The following is a 19,172-nucleotide window of genomic DNA, read 5'->3' on the forward strand; positions in this document are numbered from 1 at the left end:
ATGCTGCTCTGGCTTGCACAAATCCTGCAGGACGATATCGGGGCCTTCCGCCTCTTTAACTACATCACCTTCCGCGCCGTGATGGCTACCATCACGGCCCTGCTGATCGGCCTGATCGCCGGTCCCGCCGTGATCCGCAAACTGACCGTCATGAAGTACGGCCAGGCGGTGCGTACCGACGGCCCGCAGACCCACCTGAAGAAACACGGCACCCCGACCATGGGCGGCGTGCTGCTGCTGATCGCCGTCGGCATCGCCACTGTGCTTTGGTGCGACTGGTCCAACCGCCTGATCTGGCCGGTGGTCGTCGTGACCATGGGCTTCGGCGCCGTGGGCTGGGTGGACGACTACCGCAAGGTGGTGCGCCAGGACCCTGAAGGCATGCGTTCGGCGGAAAAGTACTTCTGGCAGTCGCTGGTGGGCATCGCCGCCGCGCTGTACCTGGCCTTCTCGGTGTCGGCGCCAACGCCGGCCAAGGTGTTCGAACTGTTCTTCCAGTGGGTACAGTCCGGCTTCTCGATGGACCTGCCTCCCAAGGCCGACCTGATCGTGCCGTTCGTGAAGTCCATCAGCTATCCGCTGGGCGTTTGGGGCTTCATTGCGCTGACCTACTGCGTGATCGTGGGTACGTCGAACGCGGTGAACTTCACCGACGGCCTGGATGGCCTGGCCATCATGCCGACCGTGATGGTGGGTTCGGCCCTGGGCCTGTTCGCCTACCTGACCGGTTCCGCGACGTACTCGAAATACCTGTTCATCCCGCATATTCCTGGCGCGGGTGAGCTGATCATCTTCTGCGGTGCGATGGCGGGCGCCGGCCTGGCCTTCCTGTGGTACAACGCGCACCCCGCGCAAGTATTCATGGGCGACGTCGGCGCACTGGCGCTGGGCGGCGCGCTCGGCACCATTGCGGTGATCGTGCGCCAGGAAATCGTCCTGTTCATCATGGGCGGCATCTTCGTGGCGGAGACGCTGTCGGTGATCATCCAGGTGGGCTGGTTCAAGTACACCAAGAAGCGCTACGGCGTTGGCCGCCGCGTCTTCCTCATGGCGCCCTTGCACCACCACTTTGAACAGAAGGGTTGGAAAGAAACCCAGGTTGTCGTGCGCTTCTGGATTATCACGATGATGCTGGTCCTGGTCGGACTGTCCACTTTGAAGCTGCGCTGATGATCTATAACGGCAAAATTGCACTGGTGCTGGGGCTCGGCGAATCGGGCCTGGCGATGGCGCACTGGCTGGCGCGCTGCGGCGCGCTGCTGCGCGTGGCCGACACGCGCCCGGTGCCGGACCGCCTGCCGCTGCTGCGCGAGCAGTTGCCCGGCACCCAGTTCATTTCCGGCCCTTTCAACGCCGCGCTGCTGGACGGTGTGGACTTCGTCTGCGCCAGCCCCGGCCTGGGCCCGAACAAGGAGCTGGCCGAGATCATCCCGGCCGCCGCGGAGAAAGGCATTCCCGTCTGGGGCGAGATCGAACTGTTCGCCCAGGCCCTGGAATGGCTGAAGGACGACCGCGCCTATGCGCCAAAGGTCATCGCGATCACCGGCACCAACGGCAAGACCACCGTCACCAGCCTGACCGGCCAGCTGTGCGAACGCGCCGGCCTGTCGGTGCGCGTGGCCGGCAATATCAGTCCGGCCGCGCTGGACGTGCTGCGCGAGGTGATGGAGAACGATACCCTGCCGCAGGCCTGGGTGCTCGAGCTGTCGAGCTTCCAGCTGCACACGACTTACAGCCTGAAGGCCGACGCTGCCACCGTGCTGAACGTAACCCAGGACCACCTGGACTGGCACGGCAGCATGCAGGCCTATGCCGACGACAAGAAACGCATTTTCGGCGACGACACCGTGCGCGTGCTCAACCGCGACGACAAGTGGACCATGGCGATGGCCAACCCGATTGGCGAAAACGTCACCTTCGGCACCGATGCGCCGGAACTGGCGCACAGCTTCGGCCTGGTCAACGAGCGCGGCGTGTACTGGCTCGCTACTGCCGAACCGAGCGATGATGCCGAGCCGCCGAAACGCCGCAAGAAGAACGACCCGCCGCCACCGCCGGTTGAGTGCTACAGCAAGAAGCTGATGCCGGCGGACGCGCTGCAGATCCGCGGCACCCACAACGCATCCAACGCGCTGGCTGCACTGGCGCTGTGCCGTGCCATCGGCCTGCCGTTTGCGCCGCTCCTGCATGGCCTGCGCGAATACAAAGGCCAGCCGCACCGGGTGGAACTGGTGGCATCGATCAATGGCGTCGACTATTACGACGACTCCAAGGGTACCAACGTGGGCGCGACTGTCGCCGCGCTGGTGGGACTCGGCCAGTCCTTTGCAGGCAGCGAGCAAAAGCTGGTGGTGATCGCCGGCGGCGACGGCAAGGGGCAGGAGTTCGACCCGCTGGCCGGCCCGGTGCGCCGATTCGTGCGCGCCGTGGTCCTGATCGGCCGCGATGCGCCGGCCATCCGTGCCGCGCTGGAACCGACCGGCGTGAAGATGGAAGATTTCGCCACGCTGGAAGAGGCGACCAAACGCGCCGCAGCGCTGGCCCATGCCGGCGACGCCGTGCTGCTGTCGCCAGCCTGCGCCAGCCTGGACATGTTCAAGAACTACGCGCACCGCGCGCAGGTGTTCATCGACACCGTGCGCGAAATCGCACTTGATGCGGGACAGGAGATTTGATGGCAATCCAGCTTCCATTCCGCTTCGGTGGTTCCGAGTCCCCAGCTCCGCTGGATGGACGCGCACGCCATTCGAAGATGATGGATTACGACCAGCCGCTGGTATGGTCGGTGCTGTTGCTCATGCTGTTCGGGATGGTGATGGTGTATTCGGCTTCGATTGCGCTGCCGGATTCGCCCAAGTTCGCCGCCTACAAGAACCATTATTTCGTGCAGCGCCAGGCGGTCTTCATTGCCATCGCGATCGTGGCCGCTGCCGTGGCATTCCGCGTGCGCGTGGCAGACTGGCAGAGGGCCGCGCCTTACCTGTTCATCGCTACGCTGGTGGCACTGGTGCTGGTGCTGGTGCCCGGCCTTGGCGTCAACGTCAACGGCGGAACCCGTTGGCTCAATCTCAAGCTGTTCCAGTTCCAGCCGTCCGAGCTGATGAAACTGTTCATCGTGCTGTACGCGGCCGACTATACCGTGCGCAAGCAGGAATTCATGCACCGCCTGTCCAAAGGTTTTGCGCCGATGGCGCTGGCGGTGGCCTTCGTCGGCCTGTTGCTGCTGCTGGAGCCCGACCTGGGCGCCTTCGGCGTGATCGTCTGCATCGCGATGGGCATCCTGTTCCTGGGTGGCGTCAACGCGGTCTGGTTCGGCGGCATTGCCGGCCTGCTGGTGACTATTTTCGTGGCCATCATCTGGCTCTCGCCATTCCGCCGCGCGCGCCTGTTTGCCTACCTCAATCCGTGGGAAGAGGAAAACGCCCTGAACAAGTCCTACCAGTTGACCCACTCGCTGATCGCCTTCGGCCGCGGCGAGATCGGCGGCGTGGGGCTTGGCGCCAGCGTGGAAAAGCTGCATTACCTGCCGGAAGCGCATACCGACTTCCTGCTGGCGGTGATCGGCGAAGAGCTGGGCATGATCGGGGTGCTGGTCACCATCGGCATGTTCTACTGGATTGTGAAACGAGCTTTCGATATCGGCCGCCAGGCCATTGCCATCGACCAGACCTTCGCCGGCCTGGCCGCGAAAGGCATCGGCATCTGGATCGGCATACAGACATTTATCAATATGGGCGTAAATCTCGGCTTGCTGCCGACCAAAGGGCTGACGCTGCCGCTGATGAGTTACGGCGGCACCGGCATCATCATCAACTGTGTCGGCCTGGCGATCCTGCTGCGCATCGATTATGAAAACAGGGTCCTGATGCGGGGAGGGCGGATATGACGAAGCGCCTGATGATCATGGCTGCCGGCACCGGCGGCCACATATTCCCTGGCCTGGCAATCGCCCAGGCCATGCGCGCGCGTGGCTGGGAAGTTTCCTGGCTCGGTACCTCGCATGGCATGGAAACGGACCTGGTGCCCAGGCACGGTGTCGAAATGGACCTGGTGCGCTTCAGCGGCATGCGCGGCAAGGGCCTGGCGCACACGATCGGGGGGGCGTTCAAGATGGTCGGCGCCTTCATTGATTGCTTCCGCTTCATCGGCAAGCGCAAGCCGGACGTGGTGCTGGGCATGGGCGGCTATGTCTGCGTGCCGGGCGGCGTCATGGCTAAACTGCGCGGCGTGCCGCTGGCCCTGGTGAATGCCGATGCCGGCCTGCTGCTGTCGAACAAGACGCTGGCGCCGATGGCGAAGAAAGTCTTCTTCGGCTTCACGGCCGATTTCGGCGCCGTGGCCGGCAAGGCAGTCGTCACCGGCAACCCGGTGCGCAAGGAAATCCTGGCGCTGCCGGCGCCAGAGCAGCGCTTCGCGGGCCGCGAAGGCGTGCTGCGCATACTGGTGGTGGGCGGCAGCCTGGGCGCCAAGGCGCTCAACGATGCGCTGCCTGCGGCGTTGGCGCTGATTGCGCCGGAACAGCGTCCGCTGGTGACCCACCAGTCGGGCAAGAAGAATATCGAAGCCCTGCGCACGGCTTATGCGCAGGCGCATGTGGAAGCAAACGTGGTCGATTTCATCGACGACATGGCAAGTGCGTACGCACAGGCGGACGTGGTGATCTGCCGCGCCGGCGCCATCACCGTGTCGGAACTGACGGCAGCCGGCGTTGCCAGCGTGCTGGTTCCCCTGGTGGTGTCGACCACCAGCCACCAGCGCGACAACGCGCAATGGATGGCCAGACAGGGCGCCTCAATCCACATGCCGCAGACGGAATTGAATCCGGCAAGCCTGGCAGCGCTGTTGCAGACATTGAACCGCAGCACCTGCCAGAAGATGGCGGCTGCCGCGCTTGGAGTGGGCAAGCGCGATGCGAATGACGCCATCGCACAAGAATTGGAAGCACTAGCATGAAACACAAAGTAAAAAACATTCACTTCGTCGGCATCGGCGGCAGCGGCATGAGCGGCATCGCCGAAGTGCTGGTGACGCTGGGCTATAACGTCTCCGGCTCTGACCTCGGCTCGAACGCGGTGACCCAGCGCCTCGTCGACATGGGCGCCACGGTGCACCAGGGGCACGATGCGGCCTTCATCGGCAACGCCGACGCGGTCGTCACTTCGACTGCCGTCAAGGCCGACAATCCGGAAGTGGTCGCCGCGCGCGCCCGCAAGATCCCCATCGTGCCGCGCGCTGTGATGCTCGGCGAGCTGATGCGCCTGAAGCGCGGCATCGCCATTGCCGGCACCCACGGCAAGACCACCACCACCAGCCTGGTGGCGTCCGTGCTGGCTGAGGGCGGCCTGGATCCGACTTTCGTGATCGGCGGCCGCCTGACAGCTGCCGGCGCTAACGCCAAGCTGGGATCCGGCGAATATCTGGTGGCCGAGGCGGACGAATCGGATGCCTCGTTCCTGAACCTGACCCCAATGATCGAAGTCATCACCAACATCGATGCCGATCACATGGAGACCTACGAGCACGATTTCGAGAAGCTGAAACAGGCCTTCGTGCACTTCACGCACCGCCTGCCGTTCTACGGCCGCGCCATGCTGTGCATCGACGATCCGCACGTGCGCTCCATCATCCCGCAGGTGACCAAGCCGGTCACGACTTACGGCTTCGCGGAAGACGCCGAAGTGCGCGCCGTCAATGCGCGCGCCGTCGGCACCCAGATGCACTTCACCGTCCTGCAGGAAGGTTATCCGGACCTGGACATCGTGTTGAACCAGCCCGGCATGCACAACGTGCAGAACGCCTGCTCGGCAGTTGCCATTGCGCGCGAAATCGGCGTGCCCGATACGGCGACCCAGGCCGGCCTGGCCGGTTTTGCAGGCGTCGGGCGCCGCTTCACCAAGTACGGCGACATCGCCGTGCCGTCGGGCGGAACCTTCACACTGGTGGACGATTTCGGCCACCACCCGATCGAAATGGAAGTGACTACCGCTGCTGCGCGCGCCGCCTATCCGGGCCGCCGCCTGCTGCTGGCCTTCCAGCCGCACCGCTACAGCCGTACACGCGACCTGTTCGAGGACTTCGCAAAGGTTCTCAGCACGGTTGACGTGCTGGTGCTGTCGGATGTGTATGCAGCGGGCGAGGCGCCGATCGTGGCTGCCGACGGCCGCGCGCTGGCGCATGCGATCCGCGCGCGCGGCAAAACCGAGCCGGTATTCGTCGAAAACATCGCCGACATGCCGGAAACGATCATGAACGTGGTGCGCGACGGCGACGTCGTGCTCACGATGGGCGCAGGCTCGATCAGCGGCGTCCCGGCAAAACTTACGAACTGGAAGGCTTGACGCGATGACGAAACTGACTGCACAGGAAGCGCAAGCATTTGGCAAAGTGGGCGTGCTGATGGGCGGACTGTCCGCCGAACGCGACGTCTCCATCATGTCCGGCACCGGCGTGCTGGCGGCCCTGCAATCGCAGGGTGTGGATGCCCATGCCTTCGACCCGGGCCAACGCTCGCTGGCCGAACTGGCCGCTGAAAAATTCGACCGCGTGTTCATCGCGCTGCACGGCCGCTACGGTGAGGACGGCAGCATCCAGGGCGCGCTGGAACTGCTCGGCATTCCTTATACCGGCTCCGGTGTGATGGCCAGCTCGGTGGGCATGGACAAGATCACCACCAAGATCCTGTGGCTGCGCGAAAACCTGCCGACCCCGGAATACGCGGTGCTGGGCGTAGATTCCGACCTGGATGCGGAAGCTGCGCGCCTCGGCCTGCCGCTGATCATGAAGCCGCCGCATGAAGGTTCGACCATCGGTATCACCAAGGTCAACGACAAGGCCGGCCTGCAGGCAGCCTACGACGCTGCCGCTGCGCTGGACGATTGCGTGCTGGCCGAGGAATTCGTGGAAGGCCGCGAGTTCACCGTCGCCGTGCTGGGTACCGGCAAGGACGCGCGCGCGCTGCCGATCGTGGAGATCGTCGCGCCGCAGGGCAACTACGACTACAACAACAAGTACTTCACCGACGACACCAAGTACTTCTGCCCGCCGCAACTGGACCAGGCGATGCAGGACGAAATGCAGCGCCTCGCCGTGGCCGCCTACCGCGCGGTCGGCTGCGAAGGCTGGGGACGGGTCGACGTGCTGCTGCGCGCCAGGGACAACAAGCCTTTCCTGCTGGAGGTGAACACCTCGCCGGGCATGACCAGCCACTCGCTGGTGCCGATGGCTGCCCGCGCGACCGGCGTGAGCTACGAAGAACTGTGCGTGGAAATCCTGCGTACGGCGCGCCTGAAGCTGAAGAAATAGAGGACCGAAGAACGCTATGTGGCACGACGTCAAAGCCTTGAATGCATCCGCCAGCGGCCTGTTCGCGCTGTCGGTGCTGGCTTGCGCCGTTGCCGGCGTGTGGTGGCTGGCGAATCGTCCTGTATTCGATTTGCGCTCCATCCGCGTTGAGACCATGGACAAGTCCGAGTTCAAGCATGTGAACCACCTGACGCTGCGCAATGGCACCCAGGGCCGCCTGGCGGGAAATTTCTTCACGGCCGACCTGGAGCAGGTGCGCAAGGTGTTCGAGTCGGTGCCGTGGGTGCGTCGTGCCAGCGTGCGGCGCGAATGGCCGAACCAGCTGATCGTGTCGCTGGAAGAGCATGAAGCGCTCGGCACCTGGGGCGAGGATGGCCGCCTGCTGTCGGTGAAGGGCGATGTGTTTACCGCCAACCTGGCCGAGGCGGAGGAGGACCACGAGCTGCCGGCCTTTTCAGGTCCGGATGGCAGCGAGAAGGAAGTGCTGGCGCGCTACGGTGAGCTGAAAAGCTGGTTTGCACCGGCCAGCCTGGTGCCGAAGGCCGTGGCCCTGTCGGGACGCTATGCGTGGACGGTAAAGTTGGACAACGGCGCCAGTGTGGCGCTAGGACGCGAGGCAACGCATGACACCCTGCATCAAAGGGTGCAGCGCCTGGTCGGGATCTGGCCGCAGATTTCCAGCCGCGTGCCGAATATTGAAACGATTGATATGCGCTACCAGAACGGCCTGGCTTTGAGCGCAGCGGGATTGAAGATCCCGTCAGATACGAAGAAACGTTGAAAGCAGGGCATAGAGATGACTAAAGACGCTAAAAACCTGATCGTCGGCCTCGACATCGGCACCTCCAAAGTGGTGGCCGTGGTGGCCGAAGTGATGGGCGATGGACGCCACGAAGTGATTGGCCTGGGCCAGCACGAATCGAGCGGCCTGAAAAAAGGCGTAGTGGTGAACATTGAAGCGACCGTCGAATCGATCCAGCGCGCGCTGGAAGAAGCGGAGCTGATGGCCGACTGCAAGATCCGCAATGTGTACGCGGGCATTGCGGGCAGCCATATCCGCAGCTTCAACTCCAGCGGCATGGTGGCGATCAAGGACAAGGAAGTCACGGCCACCGACGTGGCGCGCGTGATCGAAACGGCCAAGGCAGTCAACATCCCGACCGACCAGCAGCTGCTGCATACGGTGCCGCAGGAATTTATCGTCGACTCGCAGGACGACGTGCGCGAGCCGATCGGCATGAGCGGCATCCGCCTGGAAGTGAAGGTGCATATCGTGACCGGCGCGGTCAGCGCGGTGCAGAACATCGTCAAGTGCGTGCGCCGCTGCGGCCTGGAAGTGTCGGACCTGATCCTGCAGCCGATGGCTTCGGCCGACGCCGTGCTGACCACGGATGAAAAGGAACTGGGCGTGGTGCTGATCGACATCGGCGGCGGCACCACCGACGTGGCGGTGTTCAGCGACGGCGCCATCCGCCATACGGCCGTGATCCCGATCGCCGGCGACCAGATTACCAACGATATCGCGATGGCGCTGCGCACCCCGACCGGCGAAGCGGAAGAAATCAAGATCCGCTACGGCGTCGCCAAGCAGGTGCTGGCCGACCCGGGCGAGCACCTGGAAGTGCCGGGCCTGGGCGACCGCGGCCCGCGCAACCTGTCGCGCCAGGCGCTGGCCGCCGTGATCGAGCCGCGCGTGGAAGAACTGTTTGCGATGGTGCACCAGGTGGTGCGCGAGTCCGGCTACGAGGGCGTGCTCTCGTCGGGCATCGTGCTGACCGGCGGCACCTCGATCATGCCGGGCATGGTGGAGATGGCGGAAGACATCTTCCTCAAGCCTGCGCGCTTGGGCACCCCGGACTACCGCGGCCAACTGGCCGACGTGGTACGCAGCCCGCGCTATGCAACCGTGTTGGGCCTGTTGTTGGAAGCTAAGAAGCAGTATCTGCGCGGCCACATCGTGACGCGCCAGGATGGATCGGTAAAAGCAGTTTGGCAGCGCATGAAGGAATGGTTCCTGGGTAACTTTTAATATTCAAAATTTTTAAAAAACTACGCAGTTTTCAATCTCCAGTTCTCCTAATTTTATGAGGCCTGGCGCTTGAAAACCGCATTCTAGATAGGAGTAAATCATGGAGTTTGATATGGTTGATAACGCAACACTGGGAACGGTCATCAAGGTCGTCGGCGTTGGCGGTGCGGGCGGTAATGCCGTCCAGCATATGATCAACAAAGGCATGAGCGGCGTGGAATTCATCGCCGCCAATACCGACGCACAAGCGCTGGCCGCTTCGAAGGCAAGCAACATCATCCAGATCGGCGCGAGCGGCCTGGGCGCAGGCATGAAGCCCGACGTCGGCCGTGCGCTGGCGGAAGAATCCCGTAGCCGCATCGAAGATGCGCTGCGCGGCGCGCACATGGTGTTCATCGCTGCCGGCATGGGCGGCGGCACCGGCACCGGCGCAGCCCCGATCGTGGCGGAAATCGCCAAGCAGCAGGGCGCGCTGACCGTGGCTGTCGTCTCCAAGCCGTTCTCCCACGAAGGCCAGAAATGCCTGGACATCGCCGAAGCGGGCCTGGAAGCGCTGTCGCAGAACGTCGACTCGCTGATCGTGATCTGCAACGAGAAGCTGGAAGAGATCTACGAAGACGAGTCCCTGATCGAGTGGCTGCAGCACGCCGACGACGTCTTGAACAATGCCGTAGCCGGCATCGCCGAGATCATCAACGTGCCTGGCCACATCAACGTCGACTTCAACGACGTCAAGACCATCATGGGCGAGCAGGGCAAGGCGATGATGGGTACCGCCACCGCTTCCGGCGTGGACCGCGCGCGCGTGGCTGCCGAGCAGGCGGTTGCATCGCCGCTGCTGGACGGGGTCGACCTGGCGGGCGCACGCGGCGTGCTGGTGAACGTCACCGCATCGCGCGGCCTGAAAGGTAAGGAAATCAAGGAAGTCATGGCTGCCGTGCGCGCCTTCGCCGCACCGGATGCGTCGATCGCACAAGGCATCGCCTACGACGACGCGATGGGCGACGATATCCGCGTGACCGTGGTGGCGACCGGCCTGGGCAAAGCCAAGAAGCATGTGCAGCTGGTACCGCAACAGCAACTGCGCACCGGCACCCATGGCGGCAACCCGCTGAACGTCAACGCAGGCCTGGGTGGTGCGGCAACTGCAGCAGTGGGCGGTTTCGGCAACGCTGGCTTCTCCGGTGTGCCGTCCGACGTGCAGAAGCAGCCAGCAGTGTGGCGCCGCGAATCGGCCACCGAGCAGGTGAACGCACTGGCCAAGTCGGGCATGGAAACCTACGACATTCCTGCCTTCCTGCGCAAGCAGGCTGACTAAATAAGGTCAGCCGCGCCGCCGGATCACGCGTCCGGCGGCGCGGAGTTATACTCTGGGTTTTCACAAGAAGGAGAACCCGAAATGACCATCAAGATCGGCGACAAACTGCCGGAAGGCCAACTGTCCGAATTCATCGAAACCGAGACCGAAGGCTGCTCGCTCGGCCCGAACACCTTCAATGTGCAGGACATCGCCAAGGGCAAGAAGATCGCGATCTTCGGCCTGCCAGGCGCCTACACCCCAACCTGCTCCGCACAGCACGTGCCAGGCTACGTCAAGCACGCTGCCGACCTGAAGGCCAAGGGCGTGGATGAAATCTGGTGCATCTCCGTGAACGACGCCTTCGTGATGGGCGCATGGGGCCGCGACCAGAAAGCTACCGGCACCGTGCGCATGATGGCTGACGGCAACGCTGCTTACTCCAAGGCCCTGGGCCTGGACGCGGACTTTTCCAAATACGGCATGGGCACCCGCTCCCAGCGTTACTCGATGCTGGTGGAAGACGGCGTGGTCAAACAACTGAACGTCGAGCAAGGCGGCAAGTTCGAAGTATCGAACGCCGAGACCATGCTGGGCCAGGTGTAAGCGCCGGATTTACTCTGCTAGAGACGGCGCTTCGGCGCCGTTTTGCGTTTCAAGCTGCGTTTTAGCGCGCGACTTGCGCTTCTTGGGCGCCAGCATGACGCCGCTGCAGGAAGGCGCACCGCAGTAGCAGGCGAATTCCTTTTTCACCTTGGCAGTGTGGCGGGCCTCGTAAATCAGGCCGTAGTTGTAGTTCAGCTCTTCGCCTTCCTCGATGTCGCGCAGGGAGCAGATGTAGACGCGGTCATCGTCATCCTCCTCGGCTTCGCAGTTGGGCTCGCAGGAGTGGTTGATATAGCGCGCTTCGTTGCCGCCCGAGCCGCCGTCGATCAGCATGCCGTTGTTCAGGCTGAAGAAGAAGGTGTGGCCGATCGGGCCCCCTTTCTGCTCGGTGCGGCGGCAGCATTCCTCCCAGTCGACGATTTCGCCGGTGTACTCGATGATGCGGGTGCCGGCCGGTATCATCCGACGCGCAAAAACACCGCGCCCATGCACTGGCGACTCGTGGACCACATAGAGTGGCTCAAGCTCTGCGATCACTTCGACTGGTAGCGCTTCTGTATTCATCCCGCCATGATAACCCGCTATAAAATTCCTCGTAATTCTTTCAGCATGAAGGAACAAACCGTGGACCGCCTGGGCTAAAGCGGCCTCAGCAGCAAACCATTTCTTTCAGTACAATGGACGACCCGGCAAAAGATTTGGGCCTTCCATTGTGACTCCACAACAAAAAGAAAACCTGCAAGCTATTTACGCCATGGTGGCCGCGGTCGCCATGTTCTCCCTCATGGACGCATCCATGAAAGTGCTGGCCGCGCGTTATCCGGCAGTGCAGGTGACCGCGTTGCGATGCATGCTTTCGATGCCGCTGGTGTGCGCCTTCATGGCTTACCGCGGCAAGTTCACGGGGATCTTCAAGGTGCGCTGGCCGCTGCACCTGTTGCGCGGCGCGGTCGGCATTGCCATGCTGTCGCTTTTTGCGTTCGCGCTGAAATCGCTGCCGCTGGCCGATACTTACGCCATCTTCTTCATCGCACCGGCGCTGGTGACGGCGCTGGCTGTATTCATCTTGGGAGAGAAAGTCAGCTTGGGCCAATGGCTGGCGATTTTGGTCGGCCTGGGCGGCGTGCTGGTAGTCCTGCGCCCGGATGGCAGCAATTTCGTGTCGATCGCGGGGCTGGCCGTGCTGGCCTCGGCCGTCTGCTATGGCATTTCCGCCATTGCCGGCCGCGTGCTGGCCAAGACCGACGCCCCGGAGCACGTGATGTTCTGGGTGCTGACCCTGATGGGCGTTGGTGTCGCGCCGCTGGCGATCAACGCCTGGGTGCCGATCGACTGGTCGCTGTGGCCGGCCATGGCCGCGCTGGCGGTGACCGGCTTTTTCGGCCAGCTCGCGCTGACGCGCGCTTTCAGCATGGGCAAAGCTTCCATCGTGGCGCCATTCGAATACACCGCGCTGGCCTGGGGCGTCGGCATCGACTGGCTGATGTGGCACACGCTGCCGGACGCATATACCTTGCTGGGCGCCGGCATCATCATTGCTTCCGGCATCTACCTGGTGCGCCGGGAGACCGAACATGCCGAGGCCGAGCACCCGTAAGCGGGGAAGGGCGCAGGGCGCTATAATCCTTGCATGCTGAAACAACGAACCATCAAAGAAATCGTCCGCACCACCGGTGTCGGCCTGCACTCCGGCACCAAGGTTGAGCTGACCCTGCGCCCCGCCGAGCCGGATACCGGCATCGTCTTCCGCCGAGTGGACCTGGACCCGCAGGTTGTCTTCCCGACAAGGGCGGACATCGTGGGCGATACCCGCATGGCAACTGTGCTGATGAAGGACGGCGGCCGCGTTTCGACCGTCGAGCACCTGATGTCGGCCTGCGCCGGGCTGGGCATCGATAACCTGTACGTCGACGTGACGGCAGAAGAAATCCCGATCATGGATGGTTCGGCATCGTCGTTTGTCTACCTGCTGCAGCAGGGCGGCGTGCAGGAACAGGAAGCGCCCAAGAAGTTCATCAAGGTGAAAAAGCCGATCGAAATCCGCGAGGGCAAGGGCGCCGCCGAGAAATGGGCGCGCCTGGTGCCGCACGACGGCTTCAAGCTGGACTTCTTCATCGAATTCAACCACCCTGCGGTGGATGGCACGGCGCAGCGCGCGACCGTGGATTTCGGCGACGTCTCATATATCCAGGCGATTGCCCGCGCCCGCACCTTCGGCTTCATGCAGGATGTGGAAATGCTGCGCGGGATTGGCCTGGCGCGCGGCGGCTCGCTGGAAAACGCGATCGTGATGGATGAGTACCGCATCCTGAACCAGGACGGACTGCGTTACGACGACGAATTCGTGCGCCACAAGATCCTGGATGCGATCGGCGACCTGTATATGGTCGGCCACCCGATCATCGCCAGCTACGAAGCCCACAAATCCGGCCACGCCCTGAACAACCAGCTGCTGCGGGCCATGCTGGCCGACACGGACTCCTACGAGCTGGTCACCTTCGACTCCCTCGACACCGCCCCGCCTTCCTACGCCAAGCAGATGTCGCGCGAGTGGGCTTACCTGTAAAAAATGTCCACCTTGGGGTCAGGAACAAAAGTGGACATTCTTTCAGGCATGTCCACTTTTGTTCCTGACCCCAAGGTGGACATTTAGCTGCGGCGGCGGGCGACCAGGCGCCGCATAGCTTCAATCAGCGGCTCGTTGGCAGTGGTTGGTTCAAGTTTTTGGCTTAGCTCGTCGAAGGAATCGACTGCCGTATCGGGCAGTTTCAAGCCTTCCCCGCTCGGGCCGACGTGCGCTATCCCTTTCGGCATCTGCACCCGGAAACGGATGTTGTTAATCTGCCACCCCTTCCCATTCAACGTTTCTTGCATTTTCGGCACTTGCTGCTTGAGCTTGGCCGCGACCGCCGTATTGGGCACGGCCAAGGTCAGATCGCCGCCGTCAAAAGCGAAAACTTCACAACTTTTGAAGGCCGAAGGCAGCACTTCGTAACAGTCGCGTTGTAAATTCGCCATGCGCTGCACGGCTGGCAGCAATTTGGCCAGCGTGGCGTTGCCCTGCAGGAAATTGGTGGCTTCCTGCGGTGCGTGCTTGCGATTGGTGAACGAAAATCCCATTCCGGCATTTTACCGTGGCGGCCCCAGCCGGTGAATTTTTCATCGCTAGCCTATTGTTATATAGGCCAAGATCCCAACCTTGCTACGAACGCATGATAAAATCACGCACTTTTGCCATTGGCGGACCCGAGGAAGAATTTAAGAAATGTCCTTACTGACCCAGATTTTCGGCAGCCGCAACCAGCGTCTGCTTAAGCAATACCAAAAAACGGTTAAGGCGATTAACGCCCTGGAACCGGAGTTTGAAAAGCTGTCGGATGCCGAGCTGCAAGCGAAAACGCCTGCCCTCAAGGAACGCGTTGCCAATGGCGAATCGCTGGATAACCTGCTGCCGGAAGCCTTCGCCGTCTGCCGTGAAGCGTCCAAGCGCGTGTTCAAGATGCGTCATTTCGACGTCCAGCTGATCGGCGGCATGGTATTGCATTTCGGCAAAATTGCTGAAATGGGCACCGGGGAAGGCAAGACCCTGACCGCAACCCTGCCGGCCTACCTGAATGCCCTGTCCGGCAAGGGCGTGCACATCGTGACCGTCAACGATTACCTGGCGCAGCGCGATGCCGAAACCATGGGTAAGCTGTACCGCTGGCTGGGCCTGTCCTGCGGCGTGAACCTGTCGCAAATGCCGCACGACGACAAGCAAGCCGCTTACGCGTCGGACATCACCTACGGCACCAATAACGAGTTCGGCTTCGACTACCTGCGCGACAATATGGTGTTCGAAGCCAGCGAGCGCGTGCAGCGCACCCTGAATTTCGGCATCGTCGACGAAGTGGACTCGATCCTGATCGACGAAGCGCGTACCCCGCTGATCATTTCCGGCCAGGCGGAAAACCATACCGACCTGTACCACAAGATCAATCTGGTCCCGCCGCAACTGACCCAGCAAATCGGCGAGGAAACCGCGGACGGCAAGGGCAAGATCGAAGTCCCGGGCGATTACACCAAGGATGAAAAAGCGCACCAGGTGCTGCTGACCGAAGCCGGCCACGAAAAGGCCGAGCGCATCCTGACCAAGATGGGCCTGCTGCCGGAAGGCGCTTCCCTGTACGATTCCGCCAACATCACCCTGGTGCACCACCTGTATGCCGCCCTGCGCGCCCACGTGCTGTACTTCAAGGACCAGCACTACGTGGTGCAGAACAATGAAGTGGTGATCGTCGACGAATTCACCGGCCGCCTGATGACCGGCCGCCGCTGGTCCGACGGCCTGCACCAGGCAGTCGAAGCCAAGGAAGGCGTCAAGATCCAGAACGAGAACCAGACCCTGGCCTCGATCACCTTCCAGAACTACTTCCGCATGTACGGCAAGCTGGCCGGCATGACCGGTACCGCCGACACGGAAGCTTACGAATTCCAGGAAATCTACGGCCTGGAAACCGTGGTGATCCCGCCGAACCGTCCATCGCAGCGCAAGGACCGCCAGGACCAGGTGTACAAGTCCAACGCCGAAAAGTACAACGCGATGATGCTCGACATCCGCGACTGCTACGAGCGCGGCCAGCCGGTGCTGGTGGGTACCACCTCGATTGAAAACTCCGAGCTGCTGTCCGGCATCCTGGACAAGGCCAAGCTGCCGCACAACGTGCTGAATGCAAAACAGCACGCCCGCGAAGCGGAAATCATCGCTCAGGCAGGTATCCCGAAAGCGATTACCATCGCCACCAATATGGCAGGCCGCGGTACCGACATCGTCTTGGGCGGCAATATCGAAAAGCAGATCCAGATCATCGAAGCCAATCCGGACCTGAGCGACGAAGAGAAGGCGGCCAAGGCGCAGCACCTGCGCTCCGGCTGGCAGTCGCTGCACAACCAGGTGGTGGCGGCCGGCGGCCTGCACATCGTCGGCACCGAGCGTCACGAATCCCGCCGCGTCGACAACCAGCTGCGTGGCCGTTCCGGCCGCCAGGGCGACCCGGGCTCCTCGCGCTTCTACCTGTCGCTGGACGACCCGCTCCTGCGCATCTTCGCCGGCGACCGCGTGCGCGCGATCATGGACCGCCTGAAGATGCCGGAAGGTGAACCGATCGAAGCGGGCATCGTGTCCCGTTCCATCGAATCGGCGCAGCGCAAGGTTGAAGCCCGCAACTTCGACATCCGTAAGCAGCTGCTGGAATACGATGACGTCGCCAACGACCAGCGTAAGGTGATCTACTCGCAGCGTAATGAGCTGCTGGAAGCGACTGATATTTCGGAAACCATCATGAACCTGCGCCACGGCGTGTTCACCGACCTGGTGCGCACCTATGTGCCGGAAGAATCGGTGGAAGAGCAGTGGGACATCCCGGCCTTGCAGAAGACCCTGGCTGCAGAATGGATGATCGAGTTGCCGCTGGTCGAGATGATGGAGAAGGAAGGCAATATCACCGACGAAGACATCGTCGAACGCGTGGTTGCGGCGGCAGATGCCGTATACCAGGCCAAAGTCGACATCGTGACGAAGGAAGCCTTCGGCGGCTTCGAGCGCAATGTCATGCTGCAGTCGGTAGACACCCACTGGCGCGAGCACCTGGCTGCGCTGGACCACCTGCGCCAGGGTATCCACCTGCGCGGCTATGCGCAGAAGAACCCTAAGCAGGAATACAAGCGCGAAGCGTTCGAGCTGTTCGGCACCATGCTGGACATGATCAAGAACGACGTGATCCGCATGGTGATGATGGTGCGCATCCAGTCGCGCGAAGAGGTCGAGGCAGCGGAAGCGGCCATGAACCAGTCGCACGTCGAGAACGTCCACTACCAGCATGCCGACTTCAACCCGAATGCGGCGCCGGAAGAATTGCTGGCCCCAACCGCCATGCCGGCGGGTGACCTGGAAGCTGCGATCAGCCAGGGTTACAAGGTGGGCCGCAATGATCCATGCCCATGCGGCAGCGGCAAGAAGTTCAAAGCTTGTCACGGCAAGCTGGCATAAGCTAAAACGCCCCAATAAGACGGCCCGGCCGCGCAAGCGCCTGGGCCGTTTTTGCTTCTAGCACGAAGAGATCCGATACTTTAAGTTGCCTATGAACCGTGCACTGCACCGGCGAATATTCGTCACCCTCTGCATTGCCACGACAATTGCATTTCCTTGCCTATTCTTTGTGCCAAGCCCGGCACGGCCGTTCTTAGTGTCGATAGTCGGCTTCACCGTTGGATATTCCGGTCTTATGGCGGCAATCTTGGGGGTGGGGCTGGGCACAATCGATGGGGGCCGCTATAAACCGGTACATCGAGGCAAAGATCCCATCAAATTCTGGCTCATGTTTTTGGTGTTTATATTCTTGGGGCTGACGGCAACCATTTTTGCGTTCTTCTCTATATGGATGGGTATTGCCCGGCTTGGCTAGGATTCATGTCGCGCTGCGGCGATCAGGCCGGGATGATCATGCGCCCGATGGTGCCGCCATCCGGTAGGAGCCGATGGTGAAAAAGACATCGAGGATATTTAAGACTTGCCACGGCCGGTTGGCATAAGCCTTAATGTCCCAAACAAAACGGCCCGGCCGCGCAAGCGCCCGGGCCGTTTTGTTTGGTGACGTCAATCTGCCACTACGTCACTTGACGTATGGGCCAGCGCGGCCAGCCTCTTTACTCTGACACAAGCGGCAACATCTCCAACTTGTGAAAAAGAGGACTGGCATGCAAAAGAAGATCAAGCTCTCGATATTATTCAGCGCCGCCATGACGTCGCTGGCGCACGCGGGCGCCACCATTTCGATCGGCGAGGACAAGTCCATCAGCGTAGGCTTTGGCGCACGTGGCAGTTTTACCAGCGCCAAAGACGGTGCGCCGGACGGGAGTTCGCGTTCGAACGATTTTAACCTGGACAGCGCGCGCCTGTTCTTCGGTGCTTCGCTGACTAAGACCATCAAGGGCATGTTGAACACCGAGTGGGATGGTGACCAGATCCGCGTGCTGGATGCTGCCGCGCAGTTCGCGTTCTCGCCAGAGCTGAATATCTGGGCCGGCCGTCTCCTGTCGCCAAGCGACCGCGCGAATATGGCCGGTCCCTATTATTCGCTCGGCGGCGGCTACTGGGCGGGCGTGGCTTCGCGCTATGGCTATAACGGCGGCATTTTCCGTGGCCGTGACGATGGCGTGGTGGTGTGGGGGAATGTGGCCGATGGCAAGCTCGGATATTCCTTCGGTGCGTTCGAAGGCCACACTTTTGGCATCGGCAGCCTGGCGCAGAAGGAAGCCAAGGCAGCGGGCATCAAGGCCGACGATAGCCTGATGTATGCAGGCCGCGTGCAATACGATTTCTGGGAAGCCGAACCAGGCTACTACGGCACCGGCAACTACCTGGGCAGCAAGGATATCCTGGCCATCGGCCTGGCTGGCCGCTACCAGAAGGATGGCGTGCTGACCGTAGGCGGGAACGGCGATTACCAGGCCTGGAACCTGGATTTCCTGCTGGAGAAGCGTATCGGCGCCGGTGCGGTGTCGGTGGAAGCGGCCTACTACAACTACCGCAACGACGATGTCATCCTGGCGGAGCAGGGCAAGGCCTGGTCGACCGGACTGGCCTATGTATTCAACCTCGCGCCGGGCCAGGGCAAGCTGCAGCCCTTCATCCAATACCAGAAGTTCAAGCCCGATAACAACATCGACGTCAAGCAGTCGGATGTGGGCCTCAACTACATCATCGACAGCTACAACGCGCAGTTGAGCGCCAAGTATTCGAAGACCGAGACCGTTGCCGCCGCCGACCAGTCGAAGTTTGTGGTCGCGCTGCAAGTCCAATACTAAGCACCATCCTTCCACCATCAGAAGAGGGTAACCATTATGCAAACTCGCCGTCATTTCATCGATTCCCTGACCCGCATCGCGGCGGCCGCCGCC

At 62.0% G+C, this 19,172-nt stretch carries 17 protein-coding genes; 15 read left to right on the plus strand and 2 right to left on the minus strand.

Annotation, left to right across the window (positions count from 1 at the left end):
- The 10 genes from mraY (at nucleotide 1) to ACWBU6_RS07370 (ending at nucleotide 11,234) form a co-directional block, all read left to right on the plus strand.
- On the plus strand, nucleotides 1–1,170 hold the full coding sequence (gene mraY / locus ACWBU6_RS07325; RefSeq protein ID WP_452648162.1) for a phospho-N-acetylmuramoyl-pentapeptide-transferase: 1,170 nt from the start codon (nucleotides 1–3) through the stop codon (nucleotides 1,168–1,170).
- Nucleotides 1,170–2,675, plus strand: a complete 1,506-nt coding sequence (murD, locus tag ACWBU6_RS07330; protein ID WP_452648163.1) for a UDP-N-acetylmuramoyl-L-alanine--D-glutamate ligase — start codon at nucleotides 1,170–1,172, stop codon at nucleotides 2,673–2,675. The genes mraY and murD overlap by 1 nt, the downstream gene beginning before the upstream one ends.
- Nucleotides 2,675–3,886, plus strand: a complete 1,212-nt coding sequence (gene ftsW, locus ACWBU6_RS07335; RefSeq protein WP_452648164.1) for a putative lipid II flippase FtsW — start codon at nucleotides 2,675–2,677, stop codon at nucleotides 3,884–3,886. Before murD ends, ftsW begins: the two co-directional genes overlap by 1 nt.
- Nucleotides 3,887–3,897: 11 nt before the next feature.
- Entirely contained in the window at nucleotides 3,898–4,953 is a 1,056-nt protein-coding gene (murG, locus tag ACWBU6_RS07340) for an undecaprenyldiphospho-muramoylpentapeptide beta-N-acetylglucosaminyltransferase (RefSeq protein ID WP_452649540.1), read from the plus strand.
- Entirely contained in the window at nucleotides 4,950–6,338 is a 1,389-nt protein-coding gene (gene murC / locus ACWBU6_RS07345) for a UDP-N-acetylmuramate--L-alanine ligase (RefSeq protein ID WP_452648165.1), read from the plus strand. Before murG ends, murC begins: the two co-directional genes overlap by 4 nt.
- A 4-nt stretch (nucleotides 6,339–6,342) precedes the next feature.
- Complete coding sequence (locus ACWBU6_RS07350; RefSeq protein WP_452648166.1) at nucleotides 6,343–7,302, plus strand: D-alanine--D-alanine ligase; 960 nt, start codon at nucleotides 6,343–6,345, stop codon at nucleotides 7,300–7,302.
- A gap of 16 nt (nucleotides 7,303–7,318) precedes the next feature.
- A complete protein-coding gene (locus ACWBU6_RS07355) occupies nucleotides 7,319–8,083 on the plus strand; it encodes a cell division protein FtsQ/DivIB (protein ID WP_452648167.1) in 765 nt (254 codons plus the stop codon).
- A 15-nt stretch (nucleotides 8,084–8,098) separates the two neighbouring features.
- Nucleotides 8,099–9,331, plus strand: a complete 1,233-nt coding sequence (ftsA, locus tag ACWBU6_RS07360; protein WP_055932698.1) for a cell division protein FtsA — start codon at nucleotides 8,099–8,101, stop codon at nucleotides 9,329–9,331.
- Between the two features lie 100 nt (nucleotides 9,332–9,431).
- Nucleotides 9,432–10,649 (plus strand): cell division protein FtsZ, encoded by a 1,218-nt coding sequence (ftsZ, locus tag ACWBU6_RS07365; protein WP_452648168.1) that lies wholly within the window; start codon nucleotides 9,432–9,434, stop codon nucleotides 10,647–10,649.
- A gap of 81 nt (nucleotides 10,650–10,730) precedes the next feature.
- Nucleotides 10,731–11,234: a redoxin family protein gene (locus ACWBU6_RS07370; protein WP_452648169.1), complete on the plus strand. Its 504-nt coding sequence runs from the start codon at nucleotides 10,731–10,733 to the stop codon at nucleotides 11,232–11,234.
- A 9-nt stretch (nucleotides 11,235–11,243) separates the two neighbouring features.
- On the opposite strand, the gene ACWBU6_RS07375 is transcribed toward ACWBU6_RS07370, so the two are convergent.
- Entirely contained in the window at nucleotides 11,244–11,798 is a 555-nt protein-coding gene (locus ACWBU6_RS07375) for an SET domain-containing protein (protein ID WP_452648170.1), read from the minus strand.
- A gap of 190 nt (nucleotides 11,799–11,988) precedes the next feature.
- On the opposite strand from ACWBU6_RS07375, the gene ACWBU6_RS07380 reads away from it, so the two are divergent.
- Entirely contained in the window at nucleotides 11,989–12,831 is an 843-nt protein-coding gene (locus ACWBU6_RS07380) for a DMT family transporter (RefSeq protein WP_452649541.1), read from the plus strand.
- 33 nt (nucleotides 12,832–12,864) lie between these two features.
- Nucleotides 12,865–13,800 carry a UDP-3-O-acyl-N-acetylglucosamine deacetylase gene (gene lpxC, locus ACWBU6_RS07385; protein ID WP_452648171.1) on the plus strand — a complete coding sequence of 312 codons (936 nt, stop codon included), beginning with the start codon at nucleotides 12,865–12,867 and terminating at the stop codon, nucleotides 13,798–13,800.
- 83 nt (nucleotides 13,801–13,883) lie between these two features.
- Here lpxC and ACWBU6_RS07390 read toward each other — a convergent pair whose 3' ends face one another.
- Nucleotides 13,884–14,354 carry a DciA family protein gene (locus ACWBU6_RS07390; RefSeq protein WP_452648172.1) on the minus strand — a complete coding sequence of 157 codons (471 nt, stop codon included), beginning with the start codon at nucleotides 14,352–14,354 and terminating at the stop codon, nucleotides 13,884–13,886.
- A 145-nt stretch (nucleotides 14,355–14,499) separates the two neighbouring features.
- Between ACWBU6_RS07390 and secA the strand changes: the two genes are divergently transcribed.
- The 3 genes from secA to ACWBU6_RS07405 all read left to right on the plus strand — a co-directional run bounded on the left by secA (nucleotide 14,500) and on the right by ACWBU6_RS07405 (nucleotide 19,079).
- Nucleotides 14,500–17,262, plus strand: a complete 2,763-nt coding sequence (gene secA, locus ACWBU6_RS07395; protein ID WP_452648173.1) for a preprotein translocase subunit SecA — start codon at nucleotides 14,500–14,502, stop codon at nucleotides 17,260–17,262.
- A gap of 91 nt (nucleotides 17,263–17,353) precedes the next feature.
- Complete coding sequence (locus ACWBU6_RS07400) at nucleotides 17,354–17,677, plus strand: hypothetical protein (RefSeq protein WP_452648174.1); 324 nt, start codon at nucleotides 17,354–17,356, stop codon at nucleotides 17,675–17,677.
- Between the two features lie 292 nt (nucleotides 17,678–17,969).
- The gene (locus tag ACWBU6_RS07405; RefSeq protein ID WP_452648175.1) at nucleotides 17,970–19,079 is read left to right on the plus strand and encodes a porin; all 1,110 of its coding nucleotides are present in this window, start codon (nucleotides 17,970–17,972) and stop codon (nucleotides 19,077–19,079) included.
- Nucleotides 19,080–19,172 lie beyond the last annotated feature (93 nt).

Source organism: Pseudoduganella sp. HUAS MS19 (genome assembly GCF_053615455.1).